Raw genomic sequence first — 22,199 nt, 5'->3', positions numbered from 1 at the left:
GGTGTATCAGAAAAACGTGATTATCGTGTGCGGCCTCTCCAGACGATTGCCCGCCGGGCGCCCGCCCCCAACACTACAGTCGCTCGTCGACGTGGTCGGCGGCCTTCAGCGCGAGCGCCGCGATGGTCAGCGTCGGGTTGAGCGCCCCGCTCGTGGCGAAGACGCTGCTCGACGCGACCGAGAGGTTCCGGAGGTCGTGGGTCCGGAGTCGGGGGTTCACCACGCTCTCGGCCGGGTCGGTTCCCATGCGGGTAGTTCCCATGTGATGGAACGCCGGGCCGGTGTTCTCCGGACCGACGGTCCACGAGACGTCCGCGCCGAGTTCGTCCATGACCGCGCGCTGGATCTCGTTCGCGCGCCGGAGCGTGGCCCTCGTCCGGGCGTCGAGGCGCCAGTGGATCTCGGGCACGGGATTGCCGTGGTCGTCGGTCGTGGTCGGGTCCAGCGCGATGCGGTTCTCCTTCCGTGGGCGCTGGCCGACCAGTCCGCCCGTCGCGATCGCGTTGCCGTACCCCTCCCGGAGCGTGTCGAGCAGGTCGTCGCCCCACTCGTCGCCCGACAGCGCCGTCTCGACCGGCGAGGGGCCGGCGTAGTTGAGGAACTCAAGTTTGATGGGGCCCGGGACGGGTTCGTCGCCCCCGCGGGACCACGCCGGGATTCCGCTCGCCGACCCGTCCGTGCCCCGGCCCTCGGTCCCCCGCGTCGGGTCGTCGTAGAACTGGTGGCACTCGCTGGTGATGAACCCGACGTGGTTCTGGCGGGTCCGGCGGTCGAGGGTGCCGCCGACGCCCGCGAACAGGTGGTCCATGAAGTACCGGCCGACCGCCCCGGAGGAGTTGGCGAGGCCGTCGGGGTACCGCTCGGACTCCGAGAGCAGCAGGAGGCGGGGAATCTCGACGCCGCCCGCGGCCAAGACGAACTCCCGGGCCTCCTGGCGGTGGGTCTCGCCCTCCGGCGTGGCGTACACCGCGGCGGTCACGCGCTCGCCCGCATCGTCGTGGACGAGGCGCTGGACCGGAACTCGGTCGAGGACGCGCGCCCCTTCCGCCTCGGCCTTCCGGACGTGGTGATCGGCCGAGTACTTCGCGCCGGACGGACAGACCGGCTTGCAGGTCCCGTACCCGACGCAGGCGCCCCGGCCGTCGTAGCCCTCGGAGTTGCGGGCGTTGGGCACCGAGTGCATCGTCACGCCGAGGCGCTCGCAGGCCTCGGCGAAGATGGAGTCGCTGTAGGAGGGCCCGAAGGCCGGCAGCGGGAACGGCTCCTCGCGGGGCGGCGCGTACGGGTTGTCGTCGGCCCCGGCGACTCCCAGCGCTCGCTCGGCCTCGGCGTAGTACGGCCGGAGGTCCCGGTAGTCGATGGGCCACTCCTCGAAGTCCGACTCGTGGAGGCGCATCACCATCCCCTGCCAGTGGAGGGTCGACCCGCCGACGCCCTTGACCCGGGCCCGGTTCAGCGGGTAGAACCGCTCGCCCTCGGAGGCGTACGCGTCGCGCGGGCCGCCCAGCTCCCAGACCGAGAGGGGGTCGTGGCCGGGCCGGATCGAGCGCTCCATCCGGCGCTCGCGGTCGGCGGGGTCGAACCGCTCGCCGGCCTCCAGCACCACCACATCGCGACCCCGCTCGGCGAGGCGGTGGGCGACCAGTGCGCCCGCCGGCCCGGCGCCGACGACGCAGACGTCGGCGCGTTCCGAGGGCGTTCTATCGACGTCCCCGCCGGCCGACGCCGATGGCGCGCTCCCCTCGCGTTCCGTCATCCCTGCGGCCCCCGCCGGTAGCTCGCGGTCCCACCTGGGTGGCCCTGGGGGTTCTCGATGCCGACCAGCTTCCCGCCCGTGGGCGAGGTGTAGAGCGCGTACAGCAGTTCGTTGACCAGGTAGTACCGGACGCGCTCGCGGTCGGCGCCCTCCGGGGCCGGGTCGGCGGTGTCGACGCCCATCTGGTCGAGCACCGATTCCCGGGTCTCGGCGTCGAGGTCCCGGAAGGGGGCGTCGTGCCACGTCCGGGCGTACTCGTCGAGCGTCGAGACAGCGTCGACCATCCCCGCGCGGTACTCGGGACGGTCCTCGACGCGGCCCAGCGCGTAGGTCCGGACGAACTCCTCGACGCCCGAGACCGCGGCGGGGTAGACCACGTCCGCGACCGAGAGCAGGGTCTCCAGGTGGTCCTCGGGGGAGGAATCGCTGGCAGCGGCATCACTCCCGCCGGCGTCGTCCGCGAGCAGTCGTTCAGCGACCCGGCCGTCTTCGACCACGGCGCCGGCCCCGACCGCGGCGCCGCCGGCTGCCAGCGCTACAAGCGCGTCCCGGCGCGTCAGTTCCATCGCGGTCGAGTTAGGCCAGCCTAAAACTTAGGGGTTGCCATGTGGAGTCGGCGTCTGCCGGTCTCGCAACCTATTAGTCGCGCCCGGCGGTCGGTTCAGCCATGAAGGTCGTCGTCAACCTGAAGGCCTACCCGTGCGACCCGGTCGACGTCGCGAGCACCGCCAGCGAGGTCGCCGACGAGACCGGCGCCGACATCGCCGTGGCGCCCCAGGCCGCCCACCTCGACCGCGTCGCCGACACCGGCGTCGAGACGTGGGCCCAGCACGTCAGTTCGGTCGAACACGGCAGCCACACCGGGTCGACGCTCGCGGAGGCGGCCGCCGACGCGGGCGCGACCGGGACGCTGCTCAACCACTCCGAGCGCCGCCTGAAGCTCGCGGACATCGACGCGTCGCTCGACGCCGCCGAGCGCGCGGGCCTCGAGACCTGCGTCTGCGCGAACAACCCCGACCAGATCGGCGCGGTCGCCGCGCTCGGTCCGGACGCGGTCGCGGTCGAACCGCCCGAACTCATCGGCACCGGCACGCCGGTCAGCAAGGCCGACCCAGACGTGGTCACCGACGCCGTGGCGGCCGCCGAGGCGGTCGACGACTCGGTGCCGGTCTACTGCGGCGCGGGCATCTCGACCGGCGAGGACCTGACGTCGGCCCGGGAGCTCGGCGCCGAGGGCGTGCTGCTGGCGAGCGGCGTCGCCAAGGCCGACGACCCGAAGGCGGCGCTGGCGGACCTCGTCGCGCCCCTGTAATCGGAGCGTTCGCGACACTTCGGTCATTTATTCTGGATTATCCTCGGGAGATACTATGCAGAATCAATATATGCGGATAGCTTGTGCGTTGTGTCTGGAGAAATGACAACCGAATCGGGGGAAGTTTTCGCCGTCGCGGTGCCGGTAATCGTGGCACTGTCGCTGGTCGCGGCGGGCGCGCTCGCGCCCGCGGCGGGCCAGCCGTCGGACGCAGTGGGGGTACAGGGTGCTGAGGCCGATCTGCAGCTCGCGGCGAACGGCTCTAGCGTCATCGTTCCGGGCCAGAACGTCACCGCCAACTTCACGCTGACCAACACCGGCGACGGACCGAGCACGGCGCCGGTGGTCGAACTCGCGAACGTGCCGGGCGGCTGGGAGGTCGTGACCCAGTCGGCCGGCCCGAACGTGACGTGGAGCGAGACCAACACCGCGTGGGCGTCGACCGAGTCGCTCGCGCCCGGCGAGTCGCTGAACGTCTCGGTGACGCTCCGACTCCCCAACGAGACGGCCCAGTCGGTGTACCACGTCTCGGCCCGGGCGTTCGACGCGGGCGGGAGCGTCGCGACCGCCGTCGAGGAGTTCCCGGTCGGCTCGTTCGGCGACGAGGCGCCGCTGTCGCTGTCGGCCTCGGGGCCGGAGTCGGTCCGGCCGGGCGAGAACGTCACGGTAGAGCTCTCGCTCGCCAACGAGGGCGAGAACGAGACGGTCGCGCCGGTCGTCAGCCTCGCCGGCGTGCCGTCGAACTGGACGGTGCTGAACCACACCGAACCGGGGAACGTGACGTGGAGCGAGGAGAACGCCGCGTGGGCGTCGACCGAGTCGCTGGCGCCCGGCGAGTCGCTCGACGTCTCGGTCCTGCTGGGGACCGACCGCGAGGCGGCCGAGGGGCCGTACTTCGTCTCCGCCAGCGGCTTCGGTGAGAGCATGGAGGCGGCCGCAACGGCCGTACAGGTCAACCTGAGCGGCGAACCGGTCCCGAACGAGACGGCGAACGCCACCACGACCGCCGCGGGCGAGGCCGCCGCGACGACCACTGCGACCGAGACCACCGCGGCGGCGGAGCAGACGACTATGGAAGCGATGGCGACCACGACCGCCGAGGAGAGTGCCGAGACGACCGCTGAGATGGAGACGACGACCACTCTTCCGGCGACGACGGACGTCGAGCGGAACGTGACCGCGACGTTCGTCGTGCCCGACGGCGACAACGTCACGGTGACCCTCCGGGTCGCCGACGAGTCCGAGGAGCGCCAGCGGGGGTTGATGTACCGACAGTCGCTGGCCGACCGGAGCGGCATGGTGTTCGTCTACGACGAGCGCGATCCGCGCACATTCTGGATGAAGAACACCTACGTCGACCTCGACATCATCTTCGTCGCCCCGAACGGGACGGTGCTGAACGTCGAACACGCCCAGGCCCAGCCGAACGCCCCGGACTCGGAGGTGGACCGGTACAGTAGCGACGGGCAGGCGAAGTACGTGGTCGAACTCCCGCGCGGGTTCGCCAACGAGACCGGCGTCGGTCCGGGCACGGAGCTCGTCTTCGAAGGTCCGGTTCCCGAAGCGGGACCAGGCACGGCGACGGTGACGACCGATGGCGACCAGTCAGAAGCCGCGGGGGCCGAGACGACGACCGCGTCCGGGTAACCTCGCTGGCCGCGGTCGAGTCGACGGGGACCGACCCGGGCGACCCGGGCCGGTTCGCGGCGACAGTTAGAGCGTTCCCCGTCGACCGCGAGATTCGTGCAGAAATGGTTGACACTAGAATCGATTCGCGCCAGTGTTCAAAGAATGGCGAATATTCATAACTATCTGTGTTGGGGTTTCACAGGGAATGGTCGAGAGAACTCGACGCGGTTTCCTCAAGACACTCGGTGTGACGACGCTCGTCGCGGGCGGCGCGGGGACAGTAGGGGCACAGGAGAACCAATCTCGAACCGTTCGGGGGCGGCTGGAGCGGCTCGGCCACTCGCTGCTCTCGGACCCGGAGGGCGGCTACGCCGAGGAGGCCATCCGACCCGACGGCCAGTACGCCGCGCTCGGGAGCTATCTCGGGACCGGCGGGTCGTTCCTGGTCGACCTGAGCGACCTCTCGAACCCCCAGCAGGCACACCGGGTTCCCTCGTCGGAGCACACCCGGAACGCCGACGTGGAGTTCGACGCCCGCAACGGTCTGTACTACCGGAGCCAGGAGCCCAACGACGACCAGGGACAAGGCGGTGTCGAGATAATCGACTACGGGTACGGCCAGGGCAGCGTCGAAGAACCCGAGATAATCGGCCGCATCGACCGACCGTCGGGCGTCCACAACATGGAGGCCCACTACAGCGAACCAGTCCTCTACCTGGTCAACTCGCCGATAGGCGACCTCCAGAACGTCGAGAACCCGTCGGCGGTCTCGGAGGGCATCACGGCGTGGGACACCAGCGACCCGGCGAACCCCCAGATGATCGGGGAGTTCGAGCCGATGGGTTCGAACCACGACATCACGCTCGACCGCCAGCGTGACATGCTCCACTCGGCGTACATCGCCGGGAACTTCGTGGGCTACGCCGCCCACGACATCAGCGACCCGCGGAACCTCCAACTGGTCGGGACCTTCGACTACAAGTACAGGCCTCAGTACACCGAGGTCGGCACGCCGGGCTACGAACTCGCCCACTTCGCGGCGGCCGACCCGGTCGACGACCTGGTCGTCCTCGGCGACGAGAAGGGGACGGGGCTGCCCGGCGGCAAGCACATCCTCGACGTCGGCTGGGACCAGGGGTCGTTCGAGAACCCGGTCCACATCGGCTTCACCCACGGGCCGAACGCCATCCGGCAGGACGAGGACGTCGAGCTCTACGACTGGACGACGCACAACCACCAGGTCGTCCACAAGGACGGCCGCCGGCTGCTGGTCGACGGCTGCTACCACGAGGGCGCGGTGGTGTTCGACATCTCGGACCCGACCGACCCGGTGCCCGCCCACCAGTACCTCACCGACGACCGGGCCGACCAGGCCAACGGCGCGTCCTGGGTCGGGGCGGCCCCGATGGCGTGGGGCGCAGACTACCACGCCGGCAGGGACGTCGTGGTCGTCAGCGACCTCGAGACCGGCATCTACACGTTCCGGGTCCGCAACGAGGAGCCGCCGGTGCTCTCGGTCGAGGAGGCCATCGACGCGAACGACAACGGCCGGCTTGAGCGCGACGAGATAGAGCAGGCCGTCTCCTACTGGGAGGAGGGCGAGACCGTGCCGAACACGGGCGTCGCGGGCGACAACGTCGAGATGACGACCGACCGGCTGCAGGAGCTCATCGCGCAGTGGCAGAACAACCAGTAGGCGGGCGACTCGTTCGACGGCGGCCCCGCGCCGTCGTCGCCGGAGCAGATAGACGGCCGTCGCTCGGGGCCGTCCTCCCTCTAAACCATGCACGATAGGACGCGGACGACGGTGGTAGCCGTGGCGTGTCTGCTCGTCACCGCCGGCCTCGCCGGCGTCGCGGCGGCGCACGGCAACCACCTCACGGTCGACCCGCAGGTATCGAGCGACGGCACCGTCGTCGTCGAGAACTTCTTCCTCCAGAACGGGGGGTACCTCGTCCTCCACGCCGACAAGGGCGGCGAGCCCGGGAAGGTGGTCGGCGTCCGGCAGTTCGGCCCGGGCTACCACTCCTCGGTCCCGATACGGATGGACCGGCAGTTCTGGCGCTCGGCTGGCGACACGGTGACCGTCTGGGCCACGCTCCACCGGAACGACGGCGACGGCCGGTTTGAGCGAGGGGACGACGAGATATTCCGGTCGTTCGGCGGATTCACCGGGCGAGCGATTCCGGTGGCGAAGGCCGATTCCGGGCAGGCGTACGTCGTCGCCGCCAACCCGTTCGAGGTCCGCCAGACGACCGACGGCCCGAACGTGACGATCCGGAACGTCTCGCTGGCGTCGGACGGCTACGTCGCGATCCACGCGACCGAGCAGGACTACTCGCCGGGGCAGGTCGTCGGCCAGACCGCCCTGTCCGCCGGGACCCACGAGAACGTGACGGTGTCGATGAACGGGTCGTACTACGGGTCGCTCGACGCCCGGTACAGCCTCTGGGCGGTCGTCCACACCTCCGACGGGGACGGGTCGTTCGACCCCGCTTCCGATACCGTCTTGCAAGCCGGCAACGAGACCGTCGGGTCGTTCTTCAACCTGGAGAAAACCGGGTCGGGCGATGGGAACGCCGTCAACACGCCGACGTCGGGGAACGCGACGGCGACCGCAACCGCCAGCGCCACGTCGGGCGAGTCGCTGGTGAACACGCCGACTCCAACGACCGCGGAGGCCTCGGCGTCGCTGGTGAACACGCCGACGCCGACCACCACCAACGCGTCGGCGTGAGGTCGGCACCAGTTTCGCCGCCGGTCCCTCGCGATTCCGAGCCGAAACGTTAAGCCCGCGTGTGCCGTCGAACCGGTGATTACGCATGCGCCGACGCGAGTACCTCGCACTCGGCACGGCGCTCGCTTCCGGGGTCGGGGCGGTCGCCGCGCGGTCGACCGGAGCGAGTGACGGGGGGCCACAGGAGACCGGGACGACGAGAGCGACGACCGCGACCGGCGGGGAGAAGACCGCGGGCGAGCAGCGGACGACGACCCGGGCCGAGCGCCCGGACGGGGTGTACGTCCAGTCGTTCATCGAGACGATGTCGATGCAGGGGACCGCGCGGGCGGGCGACTACGAGGTGGCGGTGATGTACACGATCCCGCACGTGTTCTGGACGGTCACCGGCTCGGAGCTCTCCCGCCACGCCAGGCGCGAGAGCGACTCGGTCCACCTGATGGCCGTCGTCTGGGACCCCGAGACCGGCACCGTCCTGCCGGAGGCCGGCGTGTCGCTCGAGATCCGGCGGGGCGACTCGCTGGTCTCACAGGAGGTCATCTACCCGATGCTGTCCCAGCGGATGGGCGCCCACTACGGGGCGAACTTCCAGCTTCCGGGCGACGGCACCTACACCGTCAAGGTCAGCATCGGCGGGATGAGCATCCCGCGCACCGGCGCCTTCTCGGGGAAGTTCGGCGAGGGCGCGAGCGCGACCGTCGAACTGGCGTTCAACGAGCAGACTCGGAGCCAGATCACCATCCGGCAGGTCGAGCAGGCCTACCAGCCGGGAGCCGTCAGGCCGATGCAGATGGGGTCGTTCCCAATCGGACGCGCGCCGAAGAAGGGCCAGCTCCCCGGAACGGTCGCGGGAACCGCGACCAGCGACGACGCCAAACTGGTGGTAACCAGGCTCACCGCCGACCAGGCGGGTCCGCTCGCCGACGGCAGGCCCTACCTCGCGGTGTCGGTCCGGACGCCGTACAACCGGCTCGTCCTGCCGATGATGGGGCTGGAGGCGACCGTCACCAGGGGGAACCGGACCGTCTACGACGGGCGGCTCCGCCGGACGCTCGACCCGCGGCTGAACTACCACTACGGCGCGCCGGTCGGCAGCCTGCAGTCGGGCGACCAGGTCAGCATCCGGCCGACGGTTCCGCCGCAGGTGGCCCGCCACGAGGGGTACGAGACGGCGTTCCTCCAGATGGGCGAGGCGTCGGTGACGCTCTGAATCGCGTCACCCGAAGCCTCAATATAAATTAGCCGCTAGAATTGAGCAATGTCACCGAGTGCGAATCGGGGGGTGACCCGGCGGTCGTTCGTCCGGTCGGCCGTGGCTATCGGTGGGACGCCGGCGCTCGACTCGCTCGTCGACCGGTTCGGGACGCCCGACGCCCCGCGGGGGACGGACTGGCAGTCGTCGCTGCCCGAGCGACAGTTCGCGTGGAACGAGTACCTGAACACCGACGACCACGGCAACTTCCTCGGGCCGCGCCACCGGGTGCTGCTCTACCTGAACTACCGGAAGCAGGGCGTGCCGTCCCAGCAGGACCGCCAGACCGTCGAGTCGGCGTTCCGGAGCCTCGAACGCGCCTACGAGTGGAGCCACCGGGGGCTGCTGTTCACCGCGAGCTACTCGCCGGCGTACTTCGACCGGTTCGACGCGTCGCTGCCCGGGTCGGTCGACCTGCCGCAGCCGAAGGCGCTCGCCTCGTTCGAGGACCCGGCGTTCGACACGCCCGACGCGGTCGTCCACCTCGCCAGCGACCACGCCCAGGTCGTCCTCGCGGCCGAGCAGGCGCTGCTGGGCGAGCAGTCGACGGTGAACGGCGTGAAGATGGCGAACGAACTCTCGGGGGTGTTCGAGCGGATCGACCGCCGGACGGGGTTCATCGGCGACGGCCTGCCCGCCGACAACCAGGACGTCCAGGGGATTCCCGACTCGGAGCCGGTGCCGGAGGAGGCGCCGCTCTACATGGGGTTCAAGTCGGGCTACGAGCGCAACCAGGCTACCGAGGACCGGGTCGCCATCCCGGAGGGGCCGTTCGCGGACGGGACGACCCAGCACGTCTCGAAGATCCGGCTCCGGCTCGAGGACTGGTACGGCGAGCAGGACCACGAGGAGCGGGTCGCCGAGATGTTCTGTCCGTTCCACGCCGAGCAGAACCTGGTCGAGGGGACCGGCGAGAGCCTCGGCGACACCAGCCGGGTCGACGACTGCGGGGACGACCTCCAGCAGGCCGCCCGCGAACACGGCCGCGTCGGTCACTCCCAGAAACAGGCCCAGGTCCGCGAGAACGACCGGCCCATCATCCTCCGGCGGGACTTCGACTCGACCGACGGCAACCAGGCGGGGGTCCACTTCCTCTCGCTCCAGCGGGCCATCTCGGACTTCGTCGAGACCCGCGAGGCGATGAACGGCGCGGACCTCACTGACACGATCACCATCCGCCAGCGGGTCAACAACGGCATCCTCGAGTACATGTTCGTGCAGCGCCGCGGGAACTACCTCCTGCCGCCCCGGAACCGGCGCGCGCTCCCGAAGCTCGGTTGAGGTCTTCGAGCCGGACTCTACCTTCCGTTCTCGGACCTCCTCGACCTGAATATTCGGCCGCGCTTGACCGCACTATCCGGCGCACGCTGGCGTCTCGGCGAGCAGAGCGAGCCGAGGCTCGTGGGAGCGTGCTCCCACGGCGGACCCTCGTGGTCCGCCAGGCGTGCGAGGGAGGCGTGAGGCTGTCGCGGTGCGGTGCCGTGGGGTGGATGAAAGGGGCCGCCCGGTCGCGTGCATTTCAGTCGCCTCTGCAGGCAACTATTCGCGCCGGGCGGTGTCTCCGCGACCGTCAGATAGAATCAAACAGCGGCTCCCGGTCAATCCTCGTCGACGATGAGCCAGTGATCCTCGTCCTGCTTCTCCAGCACCGACTCCTCGCGCATCCGGACGATGTAGCCCGTTGCGGTCCGCTCCAGTTCGTGGTCGGCCCGGACCCTGACCAGGTTCCCCAGCACCCGCGCCGAGGGCGGTTTCTGGGCCGCGCCGCAGTCGTAGATGGTCAGCAGTTCCGTTTCGCGCTCGTCGTAGACGACCACGTAGGCGTGCTGGGGGAGCTTCCACCAGTCGTCGCCCGCCGGCGCCAGCGTGTTCATGGCCGAGAGTAGCCCGCGTATCCGTAAAAGTCCCCTCGCTCGACGGAAACGTCCGGCACGTCGCTCCCCGGCTGCCGACTCACTCCACGTCCGGTAGCTCCTCGGCGACCGCCGACAGCGCCTCGCTCCGGCTGTCGTCGTCCATCTCGCCGTCGGTCAGCGCCGCAAGCAGGCTCGGCAGCGCGGCGACGTACTCGCCGGCGCCGGCGTGCTGGACGAACCCCCGCCGGCGGAGCGTCCGGTTGTGGTTGTAGGCGAGCTCGCGGTCGTCGGCCCCGCCGGCGGTGATGTGGGCCTCCACCGGCGTGGCCGGGCCCTCCCGGAGGTAGTAGGCCAGCATCCCGCGCTCGACCGGTTCGAGCGCGTCGAGCTCCTCGCGGACGGCGTCGAGCGGGTCGCGGTCGCCGGCGTCCGACGCCGCGTCCCCGTCGCCGTCGTCACGTTCGTCTTCCGCGGCGCGCTCGGCGTCCTTCGCCTCGGCCTGCTCGAAGCCGCCGAGGTCGGCCTGCTGGGCGCCCTGGCCCGCCTGCTGCTGGACCTGCGGGCCGCCGCCGGTGTCGATGTAGGGGTTGGCCCGCCGGTTGCGCGAGGTGTCGAGCATCGCCTTGGCGAACTTGTCGGCGACCTCCTCCATCTCGCGGGCCTCCTCGAGCTGGCGTTCGAGGTCCTCGACGTGGTTCTCCTTCTCCCGGAGCTCCTGCTCCAGCTCCTCGATGCGGTCCTCGCGTTGGCTCTCCTCCTCGCTTATCTCGCGGAGGTCGCTCACCAGGTCGTCGCTGACCGACTTGAGGTCGGGGCGCTCGAAGTCGTCGAGGCCGGGGGTCGCGCCCGCGTCGAACGTCTGCTTGCGGTGGAACTTGACCCGGCGGGTCTCCTCGGACCAGTCGGTCGTCATGAACGCCTCGCCGTCGTCCATGTCCTCGATGGCCTCGGCGTAGTCGTTGCCGAGGATGCGCCCGACGACGTTGGTGTCGTTGTTCCAGGTGAGCCGGTGCCAGACGAGCCAGTCGCACTGCGTGATGAAGTCCTTCTTCACGTCGGCCGGGCGCTGGCTGATGCCCGCGATGCCCAGGCCGTGCTTGCGCCCGCGCTTGCCGATCTTGATGAGCATCCGGCCGCACTCGTCCATCCCGCCGCCCTCGGGGATGTACTCGTGGACCTCCTCGACCACCATCAGGAACGGCTTCTTGAGCTTCTTCTCCTTGGCGAACAGCTGCTGGGCGACCGCCTTCAGGAGCTCCTTGCCGTCGTCCTCGTCGAGGTAGCCCGACACGTCGAGGATGATGGGGACGTTGTCCTCCAGCGCCAGCGAGGCGAGCCGCTCGGCGTGCTCGGGGTTGACCTGGATGTCGCACTCCTCGTCGGCGCCGGCGTGGAGCAGCTCGTACTCCTCCTTCAGCCCGTAGTACTCCCCGTCGGTGTCGACCAGCATCACCGGGTAGCCGCCGTCCAGGAGTTTCTCGGCGATGACGCTCATGGTGTTGCTCTTCCCGCTTCCGCTCTTCCCGGTCACGAACGCGCGGCCGGTCAGCACCTCCACGACGGGCAACTCCACGGGGTCGCCGGGCTCGCCGGCGGTGCCCCCTTTCCCGGCGCTCACCTCGGCGACGTCGATGGTCTCCTGGGACATCTCTCGGCCGCTACCTCTCACCGCCCCCTCATAAACTGTCGGGGGTCGCCGCCGCCCCGGACCGACGCGGGTCGCCGAATCGGCGCCGGGCCGCCGGCCCGGACCGCCGTCACGACGACCGAACCGAGAGCGCGGCCCCGAACGCCGCCGCGGCGAGCGCGAACGCGGCCAGCATCGCGAACAGCGCGCTCGGGGAGAACAGGTCGAGGACGAGGCCGGCGATGCCCGCGCCGAGCGCGCCGACGCCGAACACGCCGAGGTACGTGAACCCGTACGAGAGCCCCCGGGTGCCCGGCGGCGTGTACCGGGCCACGGCGGACTGGTACAGCGGCTGGACCACGAACAGCGCGAACCCGAGGACCGCGCTCGCCGCGAGTATCGCCTCCAGGCCGGCGCGGAGCGCGGGCAGGTAGAGCAGCGCCACGACCGCGAGAGTCGCGAACGCACCGGTGATACCGTACTCGACGGGGATGCGGTCGGTCAGCTTCCCGCCGACGTACTGACCGCCGATGCCGATGACCAGCAGCCCGGCGTAGAGGTACCGCGAGGGCTCTATCGCCCGGCCGCCCAGGGTCACGGGGTCGAACAGCGGCTGGTTCGCCAGCAGTTCGGGCAGGAAGGTGAGCACGCCCCGGTAGTAGAGCCCGGAGAACATCACGACGCCGAACACGAGCACGAACGCGCCCGAGAACAGCGCCTTCGAGTCCGCGACCAGTTCGGGGAGCGACGACACGCTCCCGCCGGCGCGGGCGTCGCCGTCCGACTCCGCTTCCGCTGCGGGGTCGCCGTCCGACTCCGCTTCCGCTGCGGGGTCGCCGCCGTCGGCGACCGACTCGTCGACGGTTTCGCTCCCGTCGGCGCCCGGGTCGTCCACGGCGGCGGTTTCGTCCACGTCGACGGTGAGCGCGTACACGACGGCGAGCGCGGCCGGCGCGGCCAGCAGCAGGACGACGAGTCGCCAGTCGGCGAACGGGAGCAGCACCGCGGTCGCCAGCGGGCCGAGCGCGATGCCGAGGTTGCCCGCCATCCCGTGGTACGCGAACGCGGTCCCCTGCTGGGAGACGCCCGTACTGATCAGCGAGAGGCCCGAGGGGTGGTAGACGCTCGCGGCCGCGCCCCAGAGCACCAGCGCCGCCGCGATCACCGGGACGCTCGGGGCGAGGCTCAACAGGGCGAACGACCCGCCCATCCCCGCCAGGCACGCGACGATGAGCCGGCGCGACCCGTAGGCGTCGGCCAGCACGCCGCCCGGCAGCGCGCCCAGGCCGAACAGCGCGTAGCCGGCGGAGACGACCAACCCCATCGTCCCCGCGGTCACCCCGAACTGGTCGAGCCAGATGGTCACGAGGATGGGGATCGAGAGCTCGTAGGTGTGGACCATCGCGTGGGCGACCATCACCAGCCCCACGATGGACCGGTCGTTCCGGTTCACGTCCGAGAGTTGTCCCGGGCGCCTTTCAGTCTACTCGTCCCGGCAGACGGTGGTGGCCGTGTCGGTCCGCGCCCGTCGCCCGCCGGTCAGAAGTCCGCGAGCGACACCTGTCCATCGGGGTCCGCGTCGTCGGAGTTGTCGCGCTCGTCGCCCGATTCCGAGGCCTCGTCCGACTCCGTGACGTCCCCGCCCGATGGCGAATCGTCTCCGTTCGCCCCCGCCGCGTCCCACTCCGCTTCGAGCGAGAGCTGGCCGTCTCCGTCGGGGTCGGGCCCCGTCCCGGAGCCGGATCGGTCCGTCTCCACCACCTTCTCCTCGCTCGAATCGCCGTCGTTCGCCGCCTCGCCGTCCCACTGGTCGCCGAGCGAGCGCTGGCCGTCCGCGTCGCGGCCGTCGCCTCCCGCCCCGTCGCTCGTCGCCCCGACGTCGGATTCGGCCGCCTCGGAGTCCGCCGAGTCCGACTTCGGGTTCTCTTGGCCGGCGACCCACGCGTCGCCGAGGCTGGCCTGCTCGCCCTCGGCGAACGAGAGGTTCGACACCCGGACGCCGACCTTCCGGACCGCCTCGCCGCCGAACTCCTCCAGGAGGTCGAGCGCGACCTCCTCGACGAGGTCGGGGTCGTCGACCGGCCCGGGCAGCGACTTCGCGCGGGTGTTGACGTCGTACGGCGGCGTCACGGCCTTGATCCCGATGGTCCGGTACAGCGCGCCCTTCCGGCGGGCGCGGTCGGCCACCGCCTCCGCGAGGGTCCGGACCTGCTCGCGCTTGGCCTCGTCGTCGTCCGTGGCTTCGGTGAAGGCGGACTCCCGCGAGAGGCTCTTGGGCCGGCCTCGCGGGGTCACCTCGCGGTCGTCCTCGCCGCGGGCCCGGCGGTGCAGCTCGGCGCCGCGCTCGCCGAACCGCTCCTCCAAGACCGCGCGGTCGGCCGCCGCGAGGTCGCCCGCCGTCTCGATGCCCATCTCGCGGAGCTCGCGGGCGGTGACCGGGCCGACGCCGTGGAGTTCGGCCACGTCGAGCGGCGCGAGAAACTCCCGAACCTCGCCGGGCTCGATCACGACGAGGCCGTCGGGCTTGTCGTGGTCGCTGGCGATCTTCGCCGCCGACATGTTCGGCGCGACCCCGACGCTGGCGGTGACGCCGACCTCGCGGTCGATGCGGTGCCTGACGTGGCGGGCGAACCCCTCGGCGACCTCCCAGCCGGTCCGGTCGGTCACGTCGAGGTACGCCTCGTCGACGCTGACCTCCCGGACCACGTCGGCCGACTCGCGGAGTATCTCCTTGACCTCCGCGCTCACTTCCTCGTAGTAGTCCATGTCGACCGGCCGGTAGTGGCCCGCCTCCTCGGGGTCGACGTCCGAGTCGGGGTCCTCGGCCTCGGCCATCCGGGGGAGGCGTTCGAGCGCGGTGCTGATGGCCTGGGCGCTCTCGACGCCGTACTCGCGGGCCTCGTAGCTCGCGGTCGCGACCGCGCCGTGGGTCTCGCCGCCCTCGTAGCCCATCCCGACGACGACCGGCTCGCCCTCGAGTTCGGGCTCGCGGCGGCGCTCGCAGGCCGCGTAGAAGCAGTCCATGTCGACGTGGAGCACGATGGGGTCGCCGCCGTCCTCGTCCGGCGTCCCCGGGAGGCGCGACCCGCCGCCTGTCATTGTCGGAGGATGGTCGTCGCGGCGGTTTAAAGGTTCAGTTCGGCGAGCGGGGGTCGTAGCCGCGCGAACGCGGGTCAGTACCGGCTCTTCTCACGCGATCTCGCCGTCCCGGAGCAGGTCGGCGACGACGTGGACGTAGAGCACGCCCGCGGTGAAGACGGCGTAGACCGGGACCAACAGCGCGAGCGCGCCGACCAGCGCCCCGCCGACGAGCAGGTGGGTCAGCAGCCGCCGGGTCTCGAGCGTCCCGGTGTCGACGCCGTCGAAGACCCGCTCCTGCTGGGTGAACGCGAACACGGGGTCGGTGACGCACCGCCGGAGGTGCGACCAGTCGCCCGACAGCTGGCGCGCGACCAGGAAGTGGTCGAGGTCGACGAACACCGACAGCAGCACGCCGTACGCCACCAGGCCGGCGGCTTCGAGGGGGACGGAGACCGGGAGCGCGAGGACGAGGAGCAGCGAGGCTATCGCGCCGAGCGTCGCGTGTTCGGGGGACTTCATCCGGCGGCGCTTCGAAGCCGGGGCAATTAGTAGGTGGGGTCGGCGACGACGCCCCGAAGCGCCCGCGTCGGACTCACTTCGGGCCGGTCACGGGGATGTCGACGACGTCCTCCGGGTCGGCGTCGTCCGGGTCGTCCCCGTCGCCGCGGAGGCCGGACAGCGCGCCCGCGTCGGGAAGCGAGTCCGCGCCGGGCAGGTCGGTGCGGTCCGGCAGGTCGTCGGGGCCGGGGACGTCGTCGCGGCCGGGCAGCCGGTCGGCGACCGACGACAGCGCGCTGGCGTCGACCTCGTCGCGGAGCCGGTGGCGGCGGTCCACCGCCCGGTACCGCCGGTAGAACTCGGCGAAGGTGCGGGCCTCCTCCTCGGTCCCCGCGAACGCCTCGGTTATCGCCTCGACGTTCTCGCCCAGGTGTTGGGTCAGCGGGTGGTCCGGACCGTATCGGTCCCGCGAGCGCTCGTAGAGGAACTCGCCGACCGTGACCCCGCCCTTGCTGGTGTACTTGACGATCGTGTCCTGGTTCTCGTAGGCGATCTGGCCCGCGAACAGCGCCGCCCCCACGTAGTTCGTCGAGATGCCGAGTCTGGTCGCGACCGGCTTCAGCACGGTCAGCGGGACGTCGCTCTGCTTCAGCAGCCACGACGCCAGGGCTTCCTTGGTCATGGGTTTCTGGTAGTACAGTGGGGCCCCAGGCGGGTGATTGTTGTGGCGACCGACGGCCGGCGGTCGATTCGAGTCCCCGGAATTGGCTCAGCCCCGACGGCGTCCGGCGAGCGCGACCGCGGCGACCAGCGCCGCCAGCGCCGCCGGCGCGCCGAAGCCCGGGACGCCCCCGGCACTCCCGCTCGTCGTCTCCCGCTTTCGGGCCTGCTCGAGACCCGCCCGGTCGGTCTCGTTCCGCTCGACGGTGAGCGTCGTCTCCGCGGCGCCCACGGCGAGCCGGTGCTCGCCCGGCTCGAACGTCCGCTCGAACGCCACCGCGGTCCGGTTCCCCGGCCCGAGCGTCACCTCCCTAGTGGCGACCGTCCGCCCGTCGACGGCGAGCGCCAGCGTCTTCGTGCCCGCGCCGTCGCCGACGTTCTCGACGGTGGCCGACACCGTCACCGGCTCGTCCGGGCCGGCGCCGGCGCGGTCGACGGTGAGGTCCTGCACCGCGAACGACGGGGTGGCGAGGCCGACGGCGTACGTTCCGGTGGCGCCGGCCGACGCCTCGAACTCGTACGCGCCGCCGCGCTCGGCCACGAACTCGGTGTGGACCCGATTCCAGCCCGTCCCGTCGTAGCGGTAGACGGCCACGTTCTCCGGCGCCGCCGCGCGCGAGGCGTCGACCCGGAAGGCGGTCGTTACGCTCCGAAGCTCGCTATCTGTGACGTACGTCGGCGTGAGTGTCAGGTAGCCGAGGACCGAACTCGTCGCGTCGAGCGCGGAGACGCCCTCCGGCGCGGACCCGGACGCGGTCGCCTCGACGAGGAACCTTGCCGTCGCGTCGGCGCTTTCGGGTCGGACCGATAGCTCGCCGAACGTCGCGTCGCCGCCGGTCAGACCGCTGTCGAACCGGACGGTTCCGGGACTGCCCCGGCGGGCGCTCGTGATCTCAGCCCGGGCGTAGCTGTCGGTCGTTTCAAGCACCTCTACCTGGACCATCGGCGGCGGGACGTCGCCGCCACCGCCTCCGCCGCCCCCGCCGTCGCTCCCGCCACCGTCGCCGCCACCGACCGCGGGTTCCGCGACGGTGAACGTCCACGAGCGAGTCCGGACGTTGTTCGCCTCGTCGCCGACGGTGAGCGTCACCGAGTGGGTCCCGACGGCGAACGACGAGGCGTAGCTGACCGCCGAGTCCGTGACGGTGGCGCTCGACGTCACCGCCCGGCCGTCGACCGAGAGCTGGACTGTGGACGGGTCGACCCCGGAGAAGTCGTCGCCGTACTCCGCGCCGACGGTGAGGTTGCGGTCGGTGGTCGAGTCGCCGTCGCCGGGCGTGACGGCGGTGACCGACGGCGGTTCGTCCTCGACGTCGCCGGTGACCGCGAACGCCGAGAAGTGGGTCGTCTCGAAGTCGTACCAGTAGGCGTCGCCGGTCTCCCGTCGCAGGGTGCCCGTAGTCCGATGCCACCCGGAGCCGTCGTGCGCCCAGAACGTCGTCGAGTCGGCCTCCACGAACAGGTCGGCGTACCGGTCCTTGTCGAGTCGGACCGCGACCGTCGCGTTCTCGATGTCGGCGTTCGGGACGGTGGTGTCGACCTGCGGGAAGAACAGGGCGGCGTCCCCGCCGGGCGTCGCCGTCGCGGGGTTCGCGGTCGCGGTGCCGACGGTGACGTTCCGGTCGCTCGGGCCCGCCGAGACGTTCATCGTCACGTTCCGGATCACCGGCGTCGACGCGGGCGTCGCCCGGTACGTCGACGCGCCGGTCCGGTTCAGCGTCGCGTTCCGCCCGACGTCGTAGTCGAGCGTCGTCGCGTTCCGGTTCCCCGCCCGGTCGGTGACCGCGACCGTCACCGTCTCCGGGCCGAGTTCCGACGCGGCCGAGACGTTCCCGGTCCAGAACCCCGATTCGTTGCGAAGTCGGACCCCGTCGACGGTCACGCTCGCCACGCCGGCCCGGTCGTCACTCGACTCGACAGCGGCCCGGACGAGGGTCTCTGGGAGGACGTTTTCGGTCCGATCGAGCGCCGCGCTCCCGATGGACGGCTCCGTGCGGTCCACCGTGACGTTCCTCGTCACCGCGTCGCCGACGTTGCTCACGTTGTCCGTCGCCCGCACGGCCACCGCGTGCTCGCCCTCCGAGACCGAGCCGAAGGTGTGCTCCCACGTTCCGTTCCGGAGCGTCGCGGCCGTCCACGCGCCGCCGTCGAGTTTCACTTCGACCTCGGCCACTGCCGTGACCGCGTCGGACGCGGTGGCGGTCGCGGTCAGGTCGCTCCCGTTCACCGCCGCACCCTCTGCGGGGGCTTCGACGCGCAGTGCGGGCGCCGTGAAGTCGACCGCGACGGCGTTCGAGTCGACGGTGGTCGAGTGACCCGCGGCGTCGGTCGCGGTGACGGGGAGGGCGTGGCTCCCTTCGGTCGCGTCGGGAGCGTCGACCGGGACGGTCGCGTCGTAGACGCCGTCGCCGTCCCCGTCGGTCAGGGCGACCGTCGCGTCCCCGAGCGCGGAGGCGTTCACCGTGACCGTCTCGACTCCCACGGCGTCTGTGACCGCCGCCGACACCGTCGCGGCGTCGCCGGCTGTCAGTTCGGTGGTCTGGCTGCTCTCGTTGACGGCCGTGACGTCGGCGACGGCCGGCGGGGTCAGGTCCGCGCCGGTCCCGGTCAGCGTCAGGTTGATCGCCGGGCGGTCCGAGACGTTGTGCGACAGCTCCAGGTGCGCCGCGCGGTCGCCGAGCGAGTCGACCGAGAGGTTGACGCCGAAGGTGACGCTCCCGCCGGGCGGGACGACCGTCGCGGGCACCTCACTTCCGGCCGCGAAGCCGAAGCTCGACGCGTTCGGTGCCGCGAACGTGGCGCCGGTGACGTTCAGCGGCGCCGAGCCGTTGTTCTCGACGACGACCGATTCCCGAGCGGGTTCGCCGCCGACGGCCACGTCGCCGTAGTCGATCGCGTTCGCGGGCGTGACGTTGTAGTCGGGTGCGACGCCCGTGCCCGTCAGCGGCACCTCCGTCGGCGACCCGGACGCGTTGTGTTCGACCACGAGCGTCGCCGAGCGCCCGGCGCGCTCGCCCGGCGCGAACGCGACGTCCAGCGCGCTCGATTCGCCCGGTGCGAGCACCGTCTCGCCGATACCGGAGGAAATCTCGAACGACGCCGCGTCGGCACCCGCGATGCGGACGCCGGTGACGTTCAGATCACGGTACCCGTCGTTGGTCACCGTCACGGCGTCGGTCGCGGTCTCGGCGACGTGGACCTCGCCGTAGTCGACCGACGAGGGCGACGCGCTCGCGGACGGGACGATGTTCACCCCGACGTCGGTCCCGTCGGTCGTGACGTCGGTGATTTCCAGCCCCGAGGCGGAGCCGTCGTAGAGGGTCGAACCCGGCGTCGTCGAGGGCGCGAAGGCGTCCGCGTTCGTCGACCCGGGGAAGGGGTCGCCGGCGTCGCCGCGGTTGCGCTCGGCGTCCATGTCCCGGTCGCCGTCGGCCGCCTCGACGTCGACGAGTTTGCGGCCGGCGTCCTGGTTGTCGGTCCGAGACTCGTCGATGTGGGTGATCAGGAGTCCCTCCCCGGGGAGCCCCCGGTCGAACCCGGTCTGTCGGCGGTTCGTCGCGAGGAAGTACTCGCCGGTCCCGCCGATCTGCACGCCGTACGGGTTGTCGAGCCACCGGAACGCCTCGGAGTTGTTCGCGTACGGGCCCAGCGTTCCCATCGGCCCGGTCAGCGACTGCTCGGCGGGCGTGAGCCACCCCTGCCGCGACTTGAGGAAGGCGGTCAGGTGGGCGGGCGAGTCGCCGGGCCTGTTCACCCCGTTCCACGACCCGCCGCCCATGAGCCCCCAGTTCCCGATGCCCTCCGAGCCGCCGTCGGTGTCGTACAGGTCGGGCATGCCGAAGAGGTGGCCCGTCTCGTGGGCGACGACCCCGACGGTCGTGATGCCGCTGCGGTACGTCTCGGGCTGGAGCGAGTAGGAGTTGACCGTAACCCCGTCGTCGGTCTGGTACGCGCCGATTCCGGCGCCCCGGAAGCTCCACCGGTGGGACCAGATGTCGGTGGCGTCGCCGCTCGCCTCCTGTCCCGGCCCCTGGTGGATGACGATGACGCCGTCGACGGTGCCGTCGCCGTCGTTGTCGTACTCGGAGAAGTCCATCGTCGCGTCCGACTTCCTGACGGCCTCCTTGGCCAGTTTCGCCGCGTTCACGTAGCTCTCGCCGTAGTAATCGTGGCCGTTCTCTGCGGTGTACCACCCCGTGACGCCCGCCGACCCCCCGGAGATGTTGAGCTGGCCGTAGGAGACCTCCTGATAATAGTCCTTCATGCTGCCCGGCCCGCTGGCGATGGCGGGGTCGTCGCCGAACAGCAGCCGCTGGAAGTCGGTCACCGAGTAGGTCGTCGCGGTGTCGTCGTAGTTGATGAGCACGACCGGGAGGTTCACCGTGCCGGTGGTCGGCATCCCGCTCGGCGAACGGGTCGCCGAGAGCGAGGCGGTCGAGGAGTCGCTCTCGACGGCACTCGGGGTGAGCTTCGGGCTGGCGTCGGCCGTCCCGCGGAGGTGTTTCGGCACTCGACCCGGCGGATCGTCGACGACTACCTTCCGGTCGGTGGGGACGAGCTCGCCCGCGTCGAGCGCCGCGTAGCGCCACCAGCCGTCGGCTCCCCTGGTGACGGTGTATCCGGCCTTCGTCTCCCAGCCGTGGTTGAACTCGTTGCCCCACTGCCTGGCCTGGAACTCCGCGCCGTCGGGTTGGGTCTTGGTGACGTAGTCGTCGGGCGCGGGCACCGCGCCGGCCGCCCCGGCGAACCCGGCCGCCTGGCCCGCGACGAGAACGAACACCGCCCCAATTATAAATACGAGATTAGATTTGAATAACGACGTGACCCGCATCGACTGCAAGGGGTGACGGTCTTGGTATAAACCTTGTTCATTGGATTATCAAATCCGGTTCGTACATTTGAAAATTCTGACCGGATTGAGCGGGGGTCCGACCGGACCGTGCGGACGCACTCCGGACAGCGCGTTTCGCCGACCCGAACCGCTCACTCGCAGGTCGGTCCGTCGAGCATTTCCTCGAACGACTCGAGGTCGGTCAGGACGACGTCGAGCGCGGCTGGAATCTCGGCGGCCGCTTCGATCCGCACCTCGGTGGACTCGCCGTCGATCGTGATCGCGAGCCGGGTCTGCGGGAGGTCCTGCGGACAGTCGCCCGAACACTCGTACGCCGACGCGAGCCGGTCCGGGTCGGCCGCGAGGACCGACCGCTCGAACGCCAGCCGGCGCTCGGCCGACAGGTCGGCGGTGGCCGTCTTCGAAGCGCCGTCGGGACACGTCAGGTCGTACTCCACTCGTCCGTCCGCCACCCGGACGACGCGCGCGAGGTCCCGCTGGCCCTGTTCGACGCGCTTCGTGACGGAGACCGCGTGGCGCCGCGGGTCGACGGTGGTCGCGGACGCTGGCGTCGTCCGGGGCTCCGTCACCCCCGCCCGCGTCGTCGTTCCTCCTCCGGCCGTCGTCTCCGGCGAGGACTGGGGCGACGGCACCGCGTCCCGGGAGGTGCAGCCGGCGAGCACGAGCCCCGCTCCCCCGGCGAGCGCCTGCAGCACAGTGCGGCGGTCCATAGCGGGACGAGCACCGGTCCGCTGATAAGCCCCGCGGAAGGAAGCCCGGAGCTGACGGTCGGCCACCCGCGGGCGCCGCGCTCGCTGCGCAGGTCAGGCGGCGATTACGGGATTTCAGGCAGCACCTGCGACTCGGCCGCGGACGGTCGCGCGGCGTATTCTTTTGTCG

16 protein-coding genes are annotated in these 22,199 nt (G+C 71.0%); 6 read left to right on the top strand and 10 right to left on the bottom strand.

Annotated elements, in window-relative coordinates:
- Positions 1–73 precede the first annotated feature (73 nt).
- Together DVR07_RS07555 and DVR07_RS07550 are read right to left on the bottom strand one after the other, a co-directional pair.
- Positions 74–1,756 (bottom strand): GMC family oxidoreductase, encoded by a 1,683-nt coding sequence (locus tag DVR07_RS07555; protein ID WP_115796119.1) that lies wholly within the window; start codon positions 1,754–1,756, stop codon positions 74–76.
- Positions 1,753–2,322: a gluconate 2-dehydrogenase subunit 3 family protein gene (locus DVR07_RS07550; protein WP_115796118.1), complete on the bottom strand. Its 570-nt coding sequence runs from the start codon at positions 2,320–2,322 to the stop codon at positions 1,753–1,755. The genes DVR07_RS07555 and DVR07_RS07550 overlap by 4 nt, the downstream gene beginning before the upstream one ends.
- Before the next feature lie 101 nt (positions 2,323–2,423).
- Between DVR07_RS07550 and tpiA the strand changes: the two genes are divergently transcribed.
- From tpiA to DVR07_RS07520, 6 genes are all read left to right on the top strand, one after another.
- Positions 2,424–3,068: a triose-phosphate isomerase gene (gene tpiA / locus DVR07_RS07545; RefSeq protein WP_115796117.1), complete on the top strand. Its 645-nt coding sequence runs from the start codon at positions 2,424–2,426 to the stop codon at positions 3,066–3,068.
- Between the two features lie 102 nt (positions 3,069–3,170).
- Positions 3,171–4,715: a DUF192 domain-containing protein gene (locus DVR07_RS07540; protein ID WP_115796116.1), complete on the top strand. Its 1,545-nt coding sequence runs from the start codon at positions 3,171–3,173 to the stop codon at positions 4,713–4,715.
- Positions 4,716–4,902: 187 nt separating this feature from the next.
- The gene (locus tag DVR07_RS07535) at positions 4,903–6,393 is read left to right on the top strand and encodes an LVIVD repeat-containing protein (protein WP_115796115.1); all 1,491 of its coding nucleotides are present in this window, start codon (positions 4,903–4,905) and stop codon (positions 6,391–6,393) included.
- A gap of 87 nt (positions 6,394–6,480) precedes the next feature.
- Positions 6,481–7,434: a DUF7282 domain-containing protein gene (locus DVR07_RS07530; protein WP_162829478.1), complete on the top strand. Its 954-nt coding sequence runs from the start codon at positions 6,481–6,483 to the stop codon at positions 7,432–7,434.
- 85 nt (positions 7,435–7,519) lie between these two features.
- The gene (locus tag DVR07_RS07525) at positions 7,520–8,644 is read left to right on the top strand and encodes an iron transporter (RefSeq protein ID WP_115796113.1); all 1,125 of its coding nucleotides are present in this window, start codon (positions 7,520–7,522) and stop codon (positions 8,642–8,644) included.
- A 48-nt stretch (positions 8,645–8,692) separates the two neighbouring features.
- Complete coding sequence (locus tag DVR07_RS07520) at positions 8,693–9,967, top strand: DUF7405 family protein (RefSeq protein ID WP_115796112.1); 1,275 nt, start codon at positions 8,693–8,695, stop codon at positions 9,965–9,967.
- A gap of 317 nt (positions 9,968–10,284) precedes the next feature.
- Here the strand turns inward: DVR07_RS07520 and DVR07_RS07515 are convergent, their stop codons facing one another.
- From DVR07_RS07515 to DVR07_RS07480, 8 genes are all read right to left on the bottom strand, one after another.
- On the bottom strand, positions 10,285–10,560 hold the full coding sequence (locus tag DVR07_RS07515) for a hypothetical protein (RefSeq protein WP_115796111.1): 276 nt from the start codon (positions 10,558–10,560) through the stop codon (positions 10,285–10,287).
- A 79-nt stretch (positions 10,561–10,639) separates the two neighbouring features.
- A complete protein-coding gene (locus DVR07_RS07510) occupies positions 10,640–12,190 on the bottom strand; it encodes an ATP-binding protein (protein ID WP_115796110.1) in 1,551 nt (516 codons plus the stop codon).
- A gap of 109 nt (positions 12,191–12,299) precedes the next feature.
- Positions 12,300–13,622, bottom strand: a complete 1,323-nt coding sequence (locus tag DVR07_RS07505; protein WP_115796109.1) for an MFS transporter — start codon at positions 13,620–13,622, stop codon at positions 12,300–12,302.
- A gap of 86 nt (positions 13,623–13,708) precedes the next feature.
- Positions 13,709–15,268, bottom strand: a complete 1,560-nt coding sequence (dinB, locus tag DVR07_RS07500; protein WP_115796108.1) for a DNA polymerase IV — start codon at positions 15,266–15,268, stop codon at positions 13,709–13,711.
- A 90-nt stretch (positions 15,269–15,358) separates the two neighbouring features.
- Complete coding sequence (locus tag DVR07_RS07495) at positions 15,359–15,769, bottom strand: hypothetical protein (protein ID WP_115796107.1); 411 nt, start codon at positions 15,767–15,769, stop codon at positions 15,359–15,361.
- Positions 15,770–15,842: 73 nt separating this feature from the next.
- Complete coding sequence (locus tag DVR07_RS07490; protein ID WP_115796106.1) at positions 15,843–16,430, bottom strand: hypothetical protein; 588 nt, start codon at positions 16,428–16,430, stop codon at positions 15,843–15,845.
- Between the two features lie 87 nt (positions 16,431–16,517).
- Positions 16,518–21,248: a M6 family metalloprotease domain-containing protein gene (locus tag DVR07_RS07485; protein WP_162829477.1), complete on the bottom strand. Its 4,731-nt coding sequence runs from the start codon at positions 21,246–21,248 to the stop codon at positions 16,518–16,520.
- A gap of 203 nt (positions 21,249–21,451) precedes the next feature.
- Entirely contained in the window at positions 21,452–22,030 is a 579-nt protein-coding gene (locus tag DVR07_RS07480; protein WP_115796104.1) for a hypothetical protein, read from the bottom strand.
- Positions 22,031–22,199 lie beyond the last annotated feature (169 nt).

Source organism: Halorussus rarus, assembly GCF_003369835.1.
In the GTDB taxonomy this organism is placed as follows: domain Archaea; phylum Halobacteriota; class Halobacteria; order Halobacteriales; family Haladaptataceae; genus Halorussus; species Halorussus rarus.
Note: the sequence above shows the minus strand (reverse complement) of the source record. Positions and strands in the feature narration are given on the sequence as shown.